Source organism: Cellulosimicrobium sp. So1_17 (assembly GCF_055181235.1).
In genome coordinates this window covers 3,463,642-3,482,199 of the sequence record NZ_CM143702.1, presented here as the reverse complement: position 1 = coordinate 3,482,199, position 18,558 = coordinate 3,463,642, and the positions used below count along the sequence as shown (strand labels likewise).

The 18,558-nt window shown below is 64.9% G+C and carries 7 protein-coding genes; 4 read left to right on the top strand and 3 right to left on the bottom strand.

Annotated elements, in window-relative coordinates:
* Window positions 1-76 precede the first annotated feature (76 nt).
* Window positions 77-2,236 carry a hypothetical protein gene (locus ACZCLJ_RS15250; RefSeq protein ID WP_463104346.1) on the top strand — a complete coding sequence of 720 codons (2,160 nt, stop codon included), beginning with the start codon at window positions 77-79 and terminating at the stop codon, window positions 2,234-2,236.
* Complete coding sequence (locus ACZCLJ_RS15245; protein WP_463104345.1) at window positions 2,233-3,861, top strand: Hsp70 family protein; 1,629 nt, start codon at window positions 2,233-2,235, stop codon at window positions 3,859-3,861. The genes ACZCLJ_RS15250 and ACZCLJ_RS15245 overlap by 4 nt, the downstream gene beginning before the upstream one ends.
* 6 nt (window positions 3,862-3,867) lie before the next feature.
* Here ACZCLJ_RS15245 and ACZCLJ_RS15240 read toward each other — a convergent pair whose 3' ends face one another.
* The gene (locus tag ACZCLJ_RS15240; protein ID WP_463104344.1) at window positions 3,868-7,281 is read right to left on the bottom strand and encodes a helicase-related protein; all 3,414 of its coding nucleotides are present in this window, start codon (window positions 7,279-7,281) and stop codon (window positions 3,868-3,870) included.
* Between the two features lie 70 nt (window positions 7,282-7,351).
* The gene (locus tag ACZCLJ_RS15235; RefSeq protein WP_463104343.1) at window positions 7,352-7,705 is read right to left on the bottom strand and encodes a hypothetical protein; all 354 of its coding nucleotides are present in this window, start codon (window positions 7,703-7,705) and stop codon (window positions 7,352-7,354) included.
* A 958-nt stretch (window positions 7,706-8,663) separates the two neighbouring features.
* Here ACZCLJ_RS15235 and ACZCLJ_RS15230 point away from each other — a divergent pair.
* Together ACZCLJ_RS15230 and ACZCLJ_RS15225 are read left to right on the top strand one after the other, a co-directional pair.
* A complete protein-coding gene (locus tag ACZCLJ_RS15230; protein WP_463104342.1) occupies window positions 8,664-9,068 on the top strand; it encodes a (deoxy)nucleoside triphosphate pyrophosphohydrolase in 405 nt (134 codons plus the stop codon).
* Window positions 9,065-12,052, top strand: coding sequence for a DUF3427 domain-containing protein (locus ACZCLJ_RS15225; protein WP_463104341.1), 2,988 nt, complete (start codon window positions 9,065-9,067; stop codon window positions 12,050-12,052). Before ACZCLJ_RS15230 ends, ACZCLJ_RS15225 begins: the two co-directional genes overlap by 4 nt.
* 109 nt (window positions 12,053-12,161) lie before the next feature.
* Here ACZCLJ_RS15225 and ACZCLJ_RS15220 read toward each other — a convergent pair whose 3' ends face one another.
* Complete coding sequence (locus ACZCLJ_RS15220) at window positions 12,162-18,431, bottom strand: DUF4011 domain-containing protein (RefSeq protein WP_463104340.1); 6,270 nt, start codon at window positions 18,429-18,431, stop codon at window positions 12,162-12,164.
* Window positions 18,432-18,558: the final 127 nt, after the last annotated feature.

Genomic DNA, 18,558 nt, shown 5'->3' with positions numbered 1-18,558 from the left:
CCGCAGTCACGGCCAGACCACCCGTCGAGACTGCGACCGCGCAGGTTCTCGACCGTTCGCCTCGTAGCATCGGAGAGTGACGATTCCTGAGGCTGCCCTACAGATCGACTTCAAGACCAAGACGGTGGCGCGGCACGGCGTCGTCCTGAAGCAACTCGCAGATGGCGACACGTCGGTGCGGTGGTCTGACGGCACAATCGAGACCGTTCCGGTGAAGGGGCGCCTCACTCGGATGCCCGAAGGTAGCCTCATCCACCTCCAGTGGACCGACAAGGCACGATGGACAGGCCTGGCCCAGAAGGATCCCGCGGAGATGGTGCACCGCCTCCTGCGCGGGCGACCCGACGGGATGACCATCGCCGCCCTTCAGAAAGAGGCCCTCAAGGAGGGCGTATCTCAAGGGTGGCTCGACGCGAACTACGCGTCCGCTCTCGACCACCTGGTCGACACCGGCTTCGCCGTGCGACACGGCAAGAAGATCCGCCCGGACGGCATCCTGACTCCCGGCGTCAAGCGGCTCATGGACGACCCAGAACAATCCTCCCGAGGAGCTGCGTCCGATTCTCAGGGAACCGCCGTGCACGAACCCGCTAAAGGAGGCGAAGAGCCTAGGCGGGCCCGTACCGCGTCGTCAGACCAAGAAAAGGACAGTCCCGATTCCGCGCAAGTCATCAGTTCGAACGGCCGTCACGAATCCCCAGCCGCGATGCCGGACCGCGGCGCTAAGGTCGCACGCGATCGGGCGAATCTCAATCCCAAGAGGATTGCGGCCGATCTAGCCGACACCGTTGCTCTTCCTCCTGCTCAGCGCCGCAGCCATGTCAACAACGTCCTGGCATCAGTCAGCGACCCCTACGCTCAGTTGATCGGGGACCTACTCGCCGGGAACCCGGCGCCCACCGGAGTACGGGCTCTCCAGGAGGACCCGGGCGCCTTCATCACTTTTATCGCGGCGCTGCCATATGAAGTAGTCGCTGAAGCCTCCCTGATCGCCCGTCAGCCTGTGGTCCGCGCGCTGCTCGCCGCATACCCGCAGGAGAGCAAGGTGATCGCTGCTCCTACACCGGTCACGACCGACGACGAGCTCAGGTTCGCCGATGCGGTTGAAGCGACGATCACCACATTAATCTCACTCGCGCAGGGCCCCAATGCTGACCGAACTACGAAATCGGCACTACGGCAGCTGGTAAAACGCACTACCTCGGCCCTGGCCGAAAGCGCCCGGCTTTCCGTGCTGATCACAGTTCTCGAGGCGGGCGCGACGGCCATCTCCAAGGCTGAAGACCGCGAAGTCGTCCTCAGGAAGATCTCGTCACTCGTTCCCCTGAGCTGGGACAGCATCGACGGCGATGGGCGGCTTCGGCTGGCTCGCTGTGCGGCGCAATTCAATCTCCGTACGTCCCGGGCACGCCAGGAGCTCATCGCCAACATCTTTCGGACGGACGGCCATGCGGTGAGCGACGATGTCTGGTGGAAAAACATATCCCTAGTAGACCTGCTCGAGTCTGGCAACATCCTTGCGCCCGTGCTCGCCGACCAGGAGGTGGCCGCGTCCCAGGTCCGACCCAGACTTCAGACCGCCGTGGTCGAAGTGTCGACTAGGAAAGACCTGTTCCAGATCCTCGGCGGTTCGCGGGCAGTCGTCGAGCAACTGAGCGCCTCCCAAGTCAGCGCAGCCTTCGACCGCGTCTCCCGCCAGGATGAGGCACTTGGCGCGTGGGCGAACGAGATCACCCACACAACGGAGCGCCAGGCGTTGAAGAGCGACATCGCGGACCTGAGATTGGCAACGGCGGCGGCCGAGGACTCGCGCGATCGCGCCCAAGCCGAGATCAGAGCGCTCAAGGCTCGCGTTGAGAAGGCGGAAGCGGCCGCACAGAGCCTGCGCTCGGACCAGCGCGATCGTCGAGGTGCCGAAGAGCGTCAGCTCAAGATCGATGCCATGCGGACTCTCGCCCGCCTTCTCCGGCAGATCGACGTATCGCAGATCGCGGGCATAGATTCGCTCCGCACGCGGGCACGGCTCCTCGCGGGACGCGAAGGCATCGAACCGATCGGAGAAATGGGACTGGACTCGCGTTTCGATCCTGGTCGCCACCTGAGTGTCGAACCGGAACTCGAGCCCGGAGACGACGTTGTTGTCAGAACCCCCGGGTATCTTTGGGCGCATGGCAGCGAGCGGATCGTCCTGATGCGTGCCGACGTCGAGCGTCGAGTATCTAAGGAGCACGGTTGAACGAGTACGCCATCGGGGTCGACTTTGGAACGTCGACATCTCTGATCGCCGAAGGGCGCACAAGCCGCGACCCCAGAACGGTGCCGATTGGAGAGACAACGGCATGGATGCCGTCGATCGCCGCCCAGGTCGATGGCCGGGTTATCGCCGGTGAAGAGGCCGAGCGTCGCGCTCCCCAGAGATTGATCCGCTCGATCAAGCGAGCCATCACCGAGAACCGCGACTTCGCAGACGAGGGACTGACGGAGGACCAGGTTGACCAGGTGATCTCTGCCGTCCTGACCGAACTGCGCAACCGCGCCGTCAACCTGGGACTTGACCTCCAGAACGGTTCAGTTCGCCTTGGGTGCCCCGCCATGTGGACCGGTGCTCAGCGGGCTCGGCTCATCCGTCTTGCGAAGAAGTCCGGTATCGCGGTCCAGCCCGGAACCCTTATTGACGAGCCCATCGCGGCTGGCGTGGCCTGGATCATGCAGCGAACTCGCAACTTGGGAGTACACACTGAAGGCAAGGTCCTCGTCTACGACATGGGAGGAGGAACTCTGGACGTGGCGGTGCTGCACGTCGCCGGGGGCCCAGGGACAGATCCCGAGATCAATGTGCTGGCCGCGCATGGCACCGCCGAAGCGGGCGACATGGTCGACCAGACAATTGTCGAGCACTACCTAGCGACGAACAATATCGAGCATCGCCGCTTGGAACGTCGACCCGTCGCACTGGCCTACCTCCTCCGAGCAGCCCGCGCGGCAAAGCTTGACCTGACGAGAGCGTTGCGAACCTCCGTCCTCGTCGAGTCGACAGGCGACCCCCTACCTGACCTCGAGATCGACCGCGCAGAGTTCGAAGCAATCATCGCTCCCCAGCTTGATCGCTCGACCCAGACGGCGCACGAAGCGATCCGCGCATCGCTGCTCACGGAAACTCTCGACTCCAACCATCGACAGTACACGCCGATGGAGCTCCGCAAGATGAGCGACGAAGAGATCCGCTCATCCATCTCCTACGTGCTCCTGGCCGGCGGTATGAGCCGCACGCCGGCGGTTGAGGAGCATCTTCGTTCCCTCTTCCCTGCCGCTGAGATGCATACCATTGCGGACATACCGCCCGACGAGGCCATCGCGGTGGGGCTGGCGGAGACGGACACCTACGAACGCCTGTCGCTGCATCGGCCGGGTTTTGACTTTGTCCTCGAGTGGAAGGACCGCGGCAAGTCGCACGAGCACGTCATCTACGAGGCGTACACGCCGTTCTACTCCGGCCTGCAGGTCTTCAACGCAGACACAGCAAAGTACTCATTTCGCGATCGCGGCCGCATTCTACCCGTCGCCGGTGAAGGGCGACTCTCAGTAAGATCGCTTGACGGCGAGCGCGTCAACTTCACATTTCCCGGCAATATTGAACTCGAAGAGATCCCCGTCAGCTTCGGACCGCGCTTTGGCTTCGTCCTTTCGCAGAACGGACAGATCATCATTCAAGACAGGAGCTCGGACCGGCTGCTGAAGCTCGACCGCTGGCCCGTCCTGAAAGGTCCGGGCTATGGCGACTCGCTCCGTGTCATGAAGCAGAAGGGGCACTTCGGCGAATCGTCAAGAAAGACGTGGCGTGATTACGAGGCCGGTCAGTAGATCGGGTCAGGCCGCGTCGCCTACGACAAGGAGGTACGCGACAGTACTGAGGTCCAATGAAAGTTCCGCCTTGGACCTGATCGCTCGGCTCTCACGCTGCCACTGGGCGTCGATATTCCTGATCGCGCCGCGTGCCATGCGAATCATGCGGTCGTCACGCGATCGACCGCTGCCGCTCGTTAGATCTTCCACCCACCTTTTGCGCTGAGCATCGTGTGATCGCTCCTTGGCTCCCAGCCGCGCCGAGACCAGGGCCCTGTTATCTGCTGAGCGCTTCTGTTCCGTGAGGGAGTGCCGGTCCCACGCCTCGTTGGCAAGGTCATCAAGGAAGTCGGCGATGTGCACGCCGTCGGGTACCGCACCATCGACCAACGTCCCGGTAGCCAGGGCCGTGAGCAAGAGATTCTCAACATCTAGAGCAGGCTCGAGTGTGGCACAATCGATAGCAGTCGCCCACATCTCCAGTCTGGGCCGAATTCCCGTGCTCTCGGCCAGGTCGAGCTGGACCGCATAACACGACCCGAGTTCTAGTCCGGGCACGTAAACCACTCCATAGCGGTTCAAGCCCATTGCGTCGTTTTCTACCTCTCGAAGCGCGGCCTCGATTAACGGGTGCCGGACCGACACTAGATCGACGTTCTGCTTGCTCGCGGTTGACGCATCGAAGGTCACGTCAAGCACACCTCCGTTGCGCAGGCCAACCTCCAAGCGGTTGTATCGGTTACGGTCGCTCCGACGGTGGCGCGCGATCTCCGCGATGCGTTCAGCAACGTCTGGCGTACCGCGAAGTTGCCAGATATGCGGCACCTTCGACGACTTTAGGGTGCCGCCAAGTGGTTCGATCAGGCGGCGAAGCAACCGTTCGAGCTCCGCGGTACCCACGAACCGCCCTCCGTCGGGACCGTTCTCACTCACCCCTGCGATACGCAGACTGTCGAGGCTCGCGAGGTAGGCCCGCGAGTCCTCTAGGCGCTGGAGGTCCTTCTTGTGGTTCTCGAGCGCAGTCGCCTTGGAGTCAATCAACTGCTTCCGCTGCTGCATGTTCAAGGTCGGGTCGAGAACCTGGCGCGCAACTTCGGCCATCTCCGACTCGAGAATCGGCTCGAGGTCGCCGACGGAGTCACGGAAGATGTCGATCCTCGAGTAAAGGCGCTCGAAGATGTCCGATTCGATCGTCCCAGGAACATGCATGTTGATCACGAAGATCTTTTCCTGCTCCTGACCGAACCTGTCCACCCGACCGATGCGCTGTTCCACACGCATCGGGTTCCACGGCAGGTCGTAGTTGACCACCACGTTGCACGTCTGGAAGTCCAGCCCTTCGGAACCGACCTCGCTGACCAAGAACACGTCGAACTGACCTTCCCGGAACTGGTTCATGAGGTCGGCGCGCTGATCCATCTTCGTCTGACCGGTCATTACGCGAGCGTCGAACCCGTCCCTCACAAGCCGCTCCTGCAGGTAGTCAAGGGTGCCAGGGAAGGTCGAAAAGACCATGTACTGCACGATCCCGGCCGACTTCAGCTGCTGAAGCTTGATGACGAAGGCGTCGTACTTGGCGTCGTCAACGATCGGGGTGAGGATCTTTGGGTGCTGCGCAGCGAGCTCGGCCCAAGCACTCGCTCGCTCCGCGCCGCCAATTTCGACCTCGTCCGGATCGTCATCGAGGCGCGCCTGTTCCATCGAGGCATTCCGCGCTCGACGCTGGAGCGCAGGCAGACAGCTCGCTGCCTGACGGAGCGGCATCTGCATGGCAAAGCCTGGAGGGGTGTTGGACTCCCTTGCGCGCGCCCTGAAGAACTCCCAGACGAGGTCGTACAGCTCGGCTTCTGCCGGACTCCACCGCACCTGGACCTGCTGCGCCTCACGTACCGCCCGGTCCTCGTGGAGGTCGACTTTTCGCGTGCGCGTAAGAGCGCTGCCAAGCGGGTTGAGGTCGGTGATGATCGCCCTGGCCTCGGCCCGAGCCGACGGGTCGAGCGGTTCGTCAGTATCCAGCAGCGAAGTGAGCGTCCGAAAGATCGGGCGCTCACGGAGCGCTCCGCCCACGCTACCGCGAGGACCGGCACGCCTCCCCTGACCCAGTGCATCCAGCTCCCGGAGGGCATTCCGGCCAGGCTCCACGCGAAGCACCGATCGGAGCGCCCGGTTCAACGCGGCATTTGGCTCGACGAGCGCATTGAAGGTCTCCTCGTCGGGAAAGGTGCCCTCGTCGAGCAGGTTGAGCAAGTTGAAGAGGTCGGTCGTCCTAAGGTTCACAGGCGTAGCGGACAACAGGAGGAGGTTGTCGGCCAACAGAGAGAAGAGCCTGCCCATGTCATTTGTCTTCGTTCCCCTGTTCCGCAGTTGGTGCGCCTCATCGATGACCACGAGGTCGAACCGCACGTGAGCCTCGCTCAGGAGCTCGAGGATCTCCTCCTGCGCCCGCAGAGATTCGACGCTGATCACGGCATTGATACTGGGGTCGCCGCCGGACGCCACGTCGGCGGCGATCTTACCGAGGCGATCGGGCTTGATGATCTCCAACGGCCGATCGAATCGACGGTCCATCTCGTCGCGCCACTTGTACGCCAAGCTCGCCGGCGCGATCACCAGCGCGCGCCGCAGATACCCGCCAGTTGCCTGGTCTTGGCCGAACCTTTGGTCCAGCTCGTTCCAGATCAGACCCGCTTCGATGGTTTTTCCCAACCCGACCTCATCAGCGACGAGAAGACGTCCGGTCCCTCCTGTGAGCATCCGGATGGCGGGGATGAACTGATAGGCACGGAAGATGGTCTTGCTCGCTGCATACGAGTACAGGACGTCGGTTAGTGGATTGCGCAGCTTGGTGTAAGTCATGGTCAGCGCCACGTCGTCGGCCGCAGCGGCACCCTGCTGGATCCAGAACTTTGGGTCGTAGGGGTCACCTTGGATTCGTTCCAGGCTTTCGGGGCGGAAGTTCCGCGACCGTCCAGAGACCGAGACGGCGATCTGGTACCCGGAACGCAAGCGTGTCACCTTCAGGACGGCGCCAACTTCGCCCGACCCCACCAGTCGAACCGTGTCTCCCACATGGATGTCGCTCGCCGGCTGCATGACCGAGGCGCCGTCCCAGCATCCGTCCAGGGCGGTCAGCGACCTGTCGATGCGGCCAGTTGACGCTGGCGTGGCTCGTCTGGACCTGAACGCCTGCGGCACCTCTTCCTGAGCGCCGGTAGCGCGCGCCACGGCGTACCAGCTGCCGCGAAACCACTTCGCATAGACGCCCCGAGGTAGGTCGATCTCGGCGTCACGCGGTACTTCACGAGTTTCATGCGCTCGACCGACGAGCCGTTGAACGTCCTCCTCGGATCCGGTTCCCACGACCAGCAGGCGTTCGAGGTCGTTCTCTTCGATCCAGTCCAGCCCTGCACTCCAGGGCAAGTAGAGAAGGTCATCCATGGCAGTCCTTTGGGTGTCTCGACGGTTGACATGCGGTCGCAGATTCCATAGGGGCGTTGGCGCCCCGGGTTCAGTGGAGGCTCGGAACTGACGCCTCGACGGTAGCCGGGGTGGTGTTGCGACGGTAGTAGTCGTCCTCGAACTCGGCGGTCGGCGTCATGCCGATCTCGACGTGTATGCGTTGGTGGATGAGCCAGTCGATGTACTCGGCGGTGGCGGTGTCGAGGTCGTCGATTTTGTTCCAGGGCCCCCGGTCGCACACCAGCCCGGCCTTGAACAGCGAGTTGAACGTCTCGCCGGCGTTGTCGTACGAATGGCTGGTGGACCCGACCGAGGCGACGATGCCGGCCCCGGCGAGCGGGTGGGTTTTAGTGAACCGCACATATTGGATGCCCTTATCGCGGTGGTGCGTCAGGCCGGTCACGTCGGGCCCCCTCGAGCGTGTATGTCGAGATCGCAATCTCTCAGGGCGTCCACTGCGAGGTCAGTGCGCACGGACCTCGACAGCTGCCAGCTGACCACCCGCCGAGACGATGTCCGTGACAAAGGCGGCGGCCCAGCCGGAGAAGGTGCGGCAGTAGGTGATGTCGCAGACCCATAGCCTGTTCGGGGCGTCGGCGGGAAGTTGCGCTCGATCAGGCCCGAGCGGATCGCGGTTCCCGGGCCGCCGATCGGGGTGCGTCGATCAGGCGGGCGCCGTAGACCCCAAAATATCCGCGTGCACCCGCTCGATCAGCGTGGTCGGGCCGTGTCGGTCACCGACCGGCGCGACGGCGCAGGCGTGTTGGTCGCGTAGTACGCGCTCGGCGCAATCTGCATCCCTGCACCGGCAAGGAGCCGACAAATCGGCTCGACCCCGAACCTCTCGCGATGCTGATCGATGTACTCGACCAGCACGGCCGTACTCACGTGAGCTAGCAATCGAGCTCCGCCGCGGCGAAAGATGCCGACGCCGTCCGCAAGATCTGGTTGCCCGCCGCAGATCGCCGACCGCCCGCTCGAACTCGTTGATCCGCGCCTACTCCGCGGCGGTCGTCCCGGGCCGGTCGCCCGCATCGACCTCGGCCTGGGGGCACCCCAGTTCCGTAGCGTCTCGGCATCGATCCCGAGCTGCTCCGCGACCCGGCACAATGCCCAGGTCCTCAACGCCGTATCACGTCGCAGATCGACAGCCATTCGGATCGCCCGCTACCGCAACTCGGGCGGGTACTTCCTCTGTGCAGCCATGGATCTCAACCTTGCGTGGATTGAGAGTCGCGACCGGACCCGGGGCGCAACTCCGCCCGCGGCAGCGTGACAAGTCGCGCGGCCGATCGTCGGCGCATCCGGATCCTTCGGCCAGTCGATTGGGCTACGGGCGCCGTCCGTGCGAAGCTCCGCGTGTGCCTTCAGAGAAGCGGATCGACGTCGTCGGTGCAGTGATCATGGATCAAGGGCTAGTTCTTTGCGCGCAACGTGGAGCGAAGGGAAGCCTCGCGGGGATGTGGGAGTTTCCGGGCGGAAAGATCGAGCCGGGCGAGACACCACGCGAGGCGCTCCAACGAGAGATCGACGAGGAGCTCAGCTGCGTTGTTCGCGTCGGTGAACACGTCGAGACGACCAGCCACGCGTACGACTTTGGGGTCGTGACACTCACCACCTTCTACTGCGAGCTCGTCTCCGGTACGCCCACTCTCTCCGAACATTCAGCAGTCCAGTGGCTGCCGCCAGCAGACCTTGGCGCGCTCGAGTGGGCGCCTGCCGACGTGCCGGCTGTCGAGAGGATTCAAGGAGACCACGCGTCGTGACCGCCGACTTTGTCTGGAGCGAGCGGTTCAAGCTCGACGTCGATTACGGGTTCCTTAGCACCTCCACCCACGGGGCTCCGCGGAGCCACAACCCGCGCATCGTGCTGAACAGCGACGGCAGTACCGTGCTGCGCGCGATCCGTAGCGAACTCCGCAGGTGCACATCGTTTACCTTCTCCGTCGCCTTCGTGTCGCCTGGAGCGATTGCGCTGCTCAAGCAGGACCTCGTGGAGTTCGACGGCGTGGGCCGCATCGTCACGTCGGACTACCTAGGCTTCAACTCTCCGGAAGCTTTCGCTGAACTGTGCAACCTGCAGAACCTCGGTATTGATGTGCGGCTACACAACGCCGAGGGATTCCATCCGAAGGGCTACATCTTCGAGCACGACAACGCCGTAACCGCGATGATGGGGAGCTCGAACCTCACCCCAAGCGCCCTACTGAGGAACCACGAGTGGAATCTCAAGGTATCCGCTGCGCCCGATAGCGATCTCGCGGCTCAGGTGAGCGACCTCATCGAGCGCCAGATCGCGGATTCTCTCCCGATCACGACCGAGTGGATAGAGCTTTACGCCCAGAGCTACGTGCGGCCGAATGGGCGCCCGCCGCGGGCTCCGCGTGACATCTCGTCTCTGGTGTCAACGACTACTCCGGCTCCAGTCAACCCTACGTTGCGTGACCCGGCGCGGCCCTTCGTACCCGCCGTTCAGGCGGGCACTCCGAGCATCGAGCCAAACATGATGCAGAGGGCTGCACTGGACGCACTCGCGCTCGTCCGGGAGTCCGGCGAGAAGCGTGCGATCGTCATCTCCGCGACCGGTACGGGAAAGACCATCCTGTCCGCCCTCGACGTCCGATCTGTCAACCCCCGGCGACTGCTCTTTGTCGTGCACCGGGAGCAGATCCTCGACCGGACAATCCAGGAGTACAGCAAAGTCCTTGGTGGAGAGCTGCATGACTACGGGAAACTGACCGGGTCATCAAAGCATTTCGGCGCCCGATACCTGTTCGCCACAGTTCAAACGCTCTCGCAACCGGACGTTCTTGCACATTTCGCTGCCGACACATTCGACTACGTCATCATCGACGAAGCTCACCGTTCTGGGTCTGCAACGCACCGGCGCGTGATCGCGCACTTCGACCCAGTTTTCCTGCTCGGTATGACAGCGACGCCCGAACGGACTGACGGGTTCAACGTCTACGAACTGTTCGATTACAACGTCCCGTACGAGATCCGGCTCAACCATGCGCTTGAAGAGGACATGCTCGCGCCGTTCCACTACTACGGGATTACCGACGTTACGTTTAGCGACAGTTCCACCGTCGATGCACAGAGTGACCTCAACCTACTCATCTCTCCCGACCGGATCTCGCACCTAATTTGGGCAATCGAGACCTACGGACACGGAGGGGTCCTCCCGCGAGGGCTGATCTTCTGCAGCCGCAAGGACGAGGCGCGACGGCTCTCAGACGCGCTGAACGGCAACAGCCTGCGCGGTCGGACGCTGCGCACCGCGGCTCTCACTGGCGAGGACTCGATCGAGCACCGCGAGAAGACCGTCGAGAGGCTCGAACGCGGCGAGCTCGACTACATCCTGACCGTCGACGTCTTCAACGAAGGCGTCGATATCCCCTCGATCAACCAGGTCATCTTGCTTCGACAGACACAGTCGGCGATCGTTTTCGTCCAGCAGCTCGGCCGTGGCCTGCGCAAGCACGACGGGAAGGATTACCTCGTCGTCATTGACTTTATCGGGAACTACGCGAACAACTTCCTGATCCCCATCGCGCTGTTTGGCGACAACTCGCTCAACAAGGAGTCACTGCGGCAGAACCTCATCGCTGCCGAGGAGGCTGGCGCACTGCCAGGTCTGTCGAGCGTTCAGTTCGACAAAATTTCTCAGGAACGGGTGCTTTCCTCGATACGGGATACCAAGCTCGACGACATGTCGCGTCTCAAGGCTGCCGTCGTCGCGATGCGCAACCGGGTCGGCGGCGTGCCCCAACTGTGGGACTTCTTCCGCTTCGAGTCAGTCGACCCTGTGCTGCTCGCGACGAAGAAGGAACACTATCCGGCGCTTGTCGAGAGCGCGCTGAAGGTCGATGTCGAGTTGCCTGGGGAGGCAGGCCGCACTCTCCAGCTGTTGTCCCACGAAGTGCTTCCCGCCAAGCGTGCCCACGAGTTCGTCCTGCTCAGAGCGCTGCTCGACGACGTTCGCGTCCCGCTACCGCGATTAGAGTCCATGTTCCGCGACCGTGGCCTTCCCGCGAGCAGAGCCCACGTTCAGAGCGCGATCGACACGCTCACGCTGGACGGCTTCGCTGAAGCTGATTGGAAGCGATACCGCGGCGGGATCGTCGATCGCGACGGCGAATTCGCGGTCGCACTCAGGCCGGAGGTCGCGACTGCCTACCGGTCGAACTCAGTCTTCTCGAGGGCAGCGGACGACCTCCTGGAGACCGGTCTCGCCCTCGTGAACAAGAACTACAACCCGTCATCGGCCTTCACTCCAGGACGACAGTATTCACGCAAGGAGGTTTTACGCCTTCTCTGCTGGCCACGCAAGTGGGCCTCGACCGTCTACGGCTACAAGGTTGACCACTCTACCGGGCCGGCACCTGCATGCCCAATTTTCGTAACGCTGCATAAGTCCAACGAAGTCTCTGCCAGCACCGCGTACGAGGACACGCTGCTCGACCCGTCATCGATGCTCTGGTACACGCGGAGCCGCCGCACCCTGTCGAGCAGCGAAGTCAGGCCGATCGTCTCCAACGACGTGGGGATCTACGTCTTCGTCAAGAAGGACGATGCAGAAGGCACTGATTTCTACTTCCTTGGTCAGGCAACTTCTCACGATGCGGAGGAGACAACGATGCCCAGCTCAACGGGTGCGGGCCTGCCCGTCGTACGCATGGTTCTGCGATTCAATTCACCAATCGAGTCCGCTCTCTACGACTACTTCCACCCGACAGTCCTCAGTTGAACGGCCCGGGCGATCGACTGCCGCAGCTGGGACCTTCGCCGCACCGCTGAAACGCAGGCGTCCGGCGGTACACCACGGGTCCGTGCCTGCTCTCGGGCGTGGCGCCTGCTCAGAGATGTCCAGCGACAGCTTCGAGCCTCCCCCGTGCGCTGGCGCTAAGTCGTGAGAGTCCGAAGACGGCGGCGGTCTGTCGGAGGACCTCCTCATCGTTGAGCGCTGGATCGGCGTCGACGAGGGCGTGCATGGCGTTGGCGATCTCCTCGGGTGGAATTTCATCGAACCGACGGGTGGCATCCGCGTCAGACCTTCGAAAGACCGTCCACGAGTCAGGCTCGACATCGACCGGCCAGGCGTAGACACCTAGCGCGCTCTTGCGGATCTGAGCACGCGGAACCAGCTTGGCGATGTCGACCGCTCGCGACGCCCGGACCGCGGTGAGGCCGAACCGTCGTCCGACGATACGCACCAGGCGGTCGAGCGCCACCGGCCCTTCGACCATGATGACGTCCATGATCTGTGCTCGAACGGCGACCGCCGCAGCACGGTCGGGCAGGGCATCGAGCACGTCGCGGCTGCCCACAACCTCGGTGTGGGCGGGCACGAAGACGCTGACCTGGGCTGTCGCTGGCGCGGAGATGGCCCGTTCGGGAGCTCCGGGCATTGCCGTGTTCACGCCGTCACCCGCCGACGAGACAACGGTGACCGGGCTGACCAACCGATCGCCGATGCCTGCGGTGCCGTCAGGCCGGTTGTCGGGCAGCTCGTCAGGCGCCTCGAAGAGATCGGGCGTGGCGCCGAACAGGCTGTGGACCTGGCCGTAGGTGAACTCATCGCGTTCCTCGGTCGCTCGGACCGTCGACGAGACCGATGCAGCGGGGAACCCGTCGCGACGCTCGCACTCTTCCGTGATCTCCTCGCTCGTGGCGAGCGCAAGGTCCGCCTTGTCGACCTCGGCGAGGATCCGATCGACGACCTCTTGGCGGTTCTGCAGCCACATCGGCCACCAGATCCGTGCGACGGCGGGCCAGCGCATGAGATTCCGCAGGACCTCGACGGGGAGGACATCCCGGTCGGAGACCGTTCCGCGTGACCTCCAGCTCTCCCCGTCGAGCAGCACGGGCAGGAGCAGCCGATCCGGACGGTCCGGTCGGGCGAGGACGAGGTCCAGCCGGAAGTCGGAGAGCCCGACGTCGGTGAGGACGTGCAACCCGGCCTCTCGGAGCGCTGCGGCGACGTCGTCGCGGTGCCGGTCTCGCACGGCCGTACGGTCGAGCCCGATGCTGACGTCGGCGCGATCGTTTGCGTCCCGGGCGAAGAGCAGGAACTTCTTGAGGTCCTTGACGCCCTTGTAGGTGGCACTGTCCGCGTCGAGCTCGTCGGGGTCGAAGCTGCAGTACACGATGTTCTTGCGCCGCGCCCGCGTTACGGCGACGTTGAGCCGTCGCTCACCACCGAGGTTCGACAACGGCCCGAAGTTGAGGGGGATCTTGCCGTTCGCCTGCTTGGAGAACGCGATGGAGAAGAGCACGACGTCGCGCTCGTCACCCTGGACCTGCTCCAGCGCCTTGACGAAGAGCACGTCCGACGGGCCCATCGCCGATTCGTTGCATGCCGCCTGGACCGCCGGGTCGCTCGTGTCCTTGAGCAGCTCCTCGATGAGCTGACGCTGCTGCTCGTTGAAGGTCACGATGCCGATCGTGGGCGGGTTCGGAACGGCGAGAAGTGCTCGGACGGTGTCCACGACGGCGAGAGCCTCGTCGGCGTTGGTTCCCCTGCCGGCGACGATCTTCTCGGTGGTTCCGAGCTCGCGCTTCTCGCTGCTCCCGGCGCGGATGAACGACCCGTCCACCCGGACGAGCTCCACCCCGGTCGCTGCCGAGAGCAGCGTCGGCGCCGGGAAGCTGCTGAGGTCGCCGTCGTAGTATGCGCCGTTGCTGAACGCGATGAGCGCTTCGTCCTGGCTGCGGTAGTGCCAGGAGAGCCGCAGCGTCGGCACTCGTGCGAGCTCGCACTCGCTGAGGATCGACTCCTGGTCCTCGATGATCTCGAGCTCGGGATCCTCGATCTCCTCCTCCGTGGCGGGTTGCGTCCCGACCTTCCTGGTCGGGGGCATCTGCTTGCTGTCCCCCACGACGACGACGGCGCGGGCGCGTCCGATCGCCCCCACGGCCTCAGGAACGGTGATCTGGGACGCTTCGTCGAAGATCACGAGGTCGAACTCCATGACGCCCGGTGCGATGAGGTCGACGGCCGACGACGGGCTGGCCAGGACGAGCGGCGTCAGTTCCTGGACGGCGCTGCCATAGCGCTTGAGGATCGCGCGCGTACCCAACCGCCCGCGCGTCTTCTCCAGCTCGCGCGCGAGCCCGCCGGTGCGCGCACCGAGGCCTTTCCCGCCCCGCCGTTCGAGGAGTGCGGCGGGGCCGCTCGTCACCCATTGCCGTCTCGCCTCGGTCTCCGCCTGCGCATAGGCGACGACGCGCCGGTCGTGTGCCTCCGAGTCGAAGCGGTCGAGTCCTTCGGTGCGCAGACGCTCGATCTGCGACGCCCGAGCGAGCCCGCGTTCGAAGGCCTCGTCCACTTCGTCTGCCGGGAGGCTTCCGTCGAGGATCTGAGCCCGCACTGCGCCCATCCCCGCGTCGACGAGTGGCTGGAGAGAGCCGACGAGATCTGTCCACCGCTGGAGCGGGAGAAGACGCTCGTGGTCGATCTGGCCCTGCCAGACGGCAGCATGGCGTCGGGCGGCAGCCGCCAGGCTGATCCCGTCCCGCCACACCTCCAGGTCGGCGGGCGTCGCACCGAGGACCTCGAACGCGCTCGTCCACGCGTCCGCGTACGCGCGCAGGGGCGCCAGGTGGAGGCCGATCCCGGCGACGGCAAGCTCGCGAACCGTCCGGCCCCACGAGGAGTCCTCACGGAGCGGCTCTGTCGCGCTGCGGAGATCGTCGAGCCGACGTCGTGCGCCGTCGAGCACGCCATCGGCGAATACGTTGATCCACTGACCCGGCGCGAGCCCCGGCGTCCGTGCGAGAGTCTCCACGCACCAGCGTCCGGTGTCCTGGGCTGCGATCAGTGCGCCGAGCGCGGCTCGGGCGTCCCCGGGAGCGAGCGTCACCCCGGCCGGAAGGTAGGCCCGAAGCGGCTCGAGCGCTGCGGTCTGCCGCTTCGCGCGACCGAGGGCCCCCGACGCCGTCGCAGACTCGAAGGCGGCCCCGATCTGCCTCAGGTCGAGCAGGAGAACGTCCGGGTGAAAACCTCCGAGATACGTCCGCCGCTCGGCAACCGCTCGCTCGCAGGCTTCGAGATTCTGTCGGGCGGTTTCGGGCCAGGAGGCTTGCAACAGGCCGTCGAGCTCGTGGCCACGCGGAAGGAGGGGGTCAGCGGCGAGCACGAGGAGCCGGAGCGGTCCGGGGGTGGTCGCCGTGTCGAGCGCGGTGCGCAGCGGCCCGGTCAGTGAGTCGATCCACACCAGACCGTCGAGGATCCCCTTCACAGTCGCCGTCGCTGCCGCCGTGACGTCACGAGATCCGGCCGGAGCGCGCCCGACGAACCGCCACGGGTGGCCGTGGCGCACGTCAGCGGTGGCGGCGAGCTGCGGCAGCCGCGAGAACGCCTCCCTCACCTGGTCCACGAGGTCCGGACGGTGCGCGACGACCTCGGGCTGCACTTCGACGACAGGGCCTTCGCCGAGGACGAGAAGCCTGTCGTGCGCGCCGTAGGCCGACAGGCCGACGGGGTTCTCCCGGTGCAGCCGGGTCGGGTACTGCCCGAGCTCGTAGCGCGAGCTCTTGAGCCGCCGCTGGGCGTTCTCCATCGCGACGGGATCGGGCGTCACCCGCGTGCTCAGGGAGCGCTTCAGATGGTCCCGCACGACGGCCGAGCTCGACCCCTCGTGGTGAAGGTTGAGCGTGAAGGGCGACATCCCGATGGCCTCGAGCCGGCGTTGCACGACGGCGAGCGCCGTGCCCTTCTCCGCGACGAACAGGACCTTCTGCCCAGCCTGCACACACTCGGCCACCATGTTGGTGATCGTCTGGGACTTGCCCGTGCCGGGTGGGCCCTGGAGGACGAACGTGCGCCCCTCTTTCGCCCAGAGGACGGCGAGCTTCTGGGTGGCGTCCGCAGGGATCGGGGTCTGCAGATCGTCCAGCGCTGCAGGATCGACCATGCCGTCACCCACGACCGCCGGGTCGACGAAGTGATCGGCCGGCGTGTGCACCAGGTGCTTGACGAGAGGCTGCTCCAGGAAGGAGTCGCCGTGCTGGTTGAGGTCGCTCCACATCCGGAAGGCGGTCAGGTCGAGGACAGCGAGCCGCGCCTCCGCCGCCACGGTGAACGGGAGCCCGCGCGAGGCGACGGCAGCACCGACCGCCGAGAGCACCGCATCCACGTCAATCCCGGCGCGGTCGGCGGCTGGCTCGGCCAGCTCGGGAATCACCAGCTCGTGCTCGCTCCGCAGCCACTCGATCAGGGCAGCGTTGGGCGTGGTCTGCGAGGAGGTGTCCAGCGCAAGCGAGAACCGTCCCCTGACGCGGCGTTCGGCGAGATGCACAGGAACGAGGATCAGCGGAGCCTCAGCCATCGCCTGCCCCTTGTGGGACCACTGGACAAGGCCGAGGCACAGGAAGAGCGGGTTCATCCCCTTCTCGTCCCGCGCCTCCTTTGCACGACGGGCCATCGTCCGGAGCTCTGAGACGAACTTTGTCCTCGTCACGGCGCCCGGGGTGGACTTCGCGCGGCTAATCCGTTGAACGTAGAGCGAGCGGTCCTGGAACCGTCGAAGGAGCTGCTCCGGCTCGAGCTCGAGGGCGTTCCGGAACTCCTGAGCCCGGTCGACTTCGGAGACCTCGCTGCCGTGCACGAGGTTGAACTCGACATCCTGATTCAGGCGATCCTCCAGTTCGCCGAGCGCCGTTCCGGGAAGCACGAACGGCTGGACGGTCGGTCCATGGCCAAGGTTCAGCAGCGCGTTACGAGCGTTCAGGCTGAACAACGACGACTTCCATGTGCGGAACCTCGTCGGGTGGTGGTCGACATGCCGAGGGCCAGGCGTGACGCCGTTGGCGGAGTCTTCCTCCCGCAGCACTGCTGGACGTTCGCCTGCTTGGTACTCGATGACCTCCACGACACCGTCCGACCGCGCGCTGACGGCAGGCAGCGGCCGAACACCGTCCTTACGAGCCGCTGCGACGTCGATCAGGGCCAGACTGCCGGCGGTGCGCCCGTCACTGAGGTTCGTTCCACGGGCGACGAGACCTGCATCTCGGGGTGAGACCGCCTTCCCAAGGGTGAACGTCGTGGTCTCGATGACGCCGAGCAGCCCCGATTCGACAAGGCTGCTGATGCCAGCCACGTCGAAATAGGTAGGCCGGCCGGGGTACCAGTCCTGGTGTGTCCCCTGTCCGGGATCCCTGCGCCAGTAACCGACGAAGATGTGTTCCGGGATCAGCACGAGCACGGGCAGCAGTCCGACGTGCTCGAGTACCGCAGCCATGAGCACCGTGGTGTCCATGCATGTACCGAGCCCACCGCGCGCGACATCGCCGTGGTCACGCACCCGCTGCCCGGCCTTGGTGTAGTCCCATCCAGGTGGAGGCTCGGAGTAGGCGATCTTCCGCGCCCGGAGCGCCTCGTAGACCGCGATCACCGTGTCGTCGACCCGCTTCGCCGCGAGCCCGGGATCCTTTGCCTGAAACGCCTTGAAGCCGGGGTCTCCAGTCTTCGCGCCGAGCACGTCCGCGGCTTCTCGTGCAATCGCCGCGACTTCGGGGTGGTTGGGCCGCACGAAGGAGGCTAGAAGTGCCCGGGCGAGGCCGCCCCCGGAACCGTCGCGTAGAAGACGCCTCAGGCGTGCCACCTCCGTGCCGGGCCCCGAGAGTCCGGACGGTTGAGCATGTGCCTCTAGTTCGTTCACACGTCGCTGGAGGGCGGCCCGGTGGGAGGGCGTTCGGCGTGGGTCGCCCTGCCAGTTCCACAGATCGCGTGGCTGCACGTCCACCGCGGTCGCCTTCTGCGCGAGGACGGTTCCCCGCGCGGACACAGTCACCACGCACTCGGCCGTCCGACGCTCGTCGATCGTCGCCATGACCGTGGCAGAGAGCGGCACGTGGACGCTACCGAGGTGCAGAGTTGGGGTGCGCACCGGTCCGTCGTGCACGACGGTCGATCCGTAGCGCAACTCGCCGTCGACGAGTGCGACCTCGACACGCGCGTCGGAGAGCGGCGCGGAGACGGTCAGCGTGACTTCGGTGATCTGCGGGATCCTAGCGAGCGACGAAGCCCAGGACCATTCCTCGCTGACTAGGGTCTGCAACTGGACGTGAACGTCCGTGGGATCTGCCTCGGACCAGGGTTGGTCGCTGTCCAGCACGTCCGTCACTCGAGGCTCCTGCTCGTCTCACGATCATGTGTCCGGTGAACCTCGCCGGTGATCGAAGCGACTGTAACGCGCAGAACCGACAGAAAGGCCGCTTCCGATGTCCTCCGGCAACCGTCGCCGGGTGAAA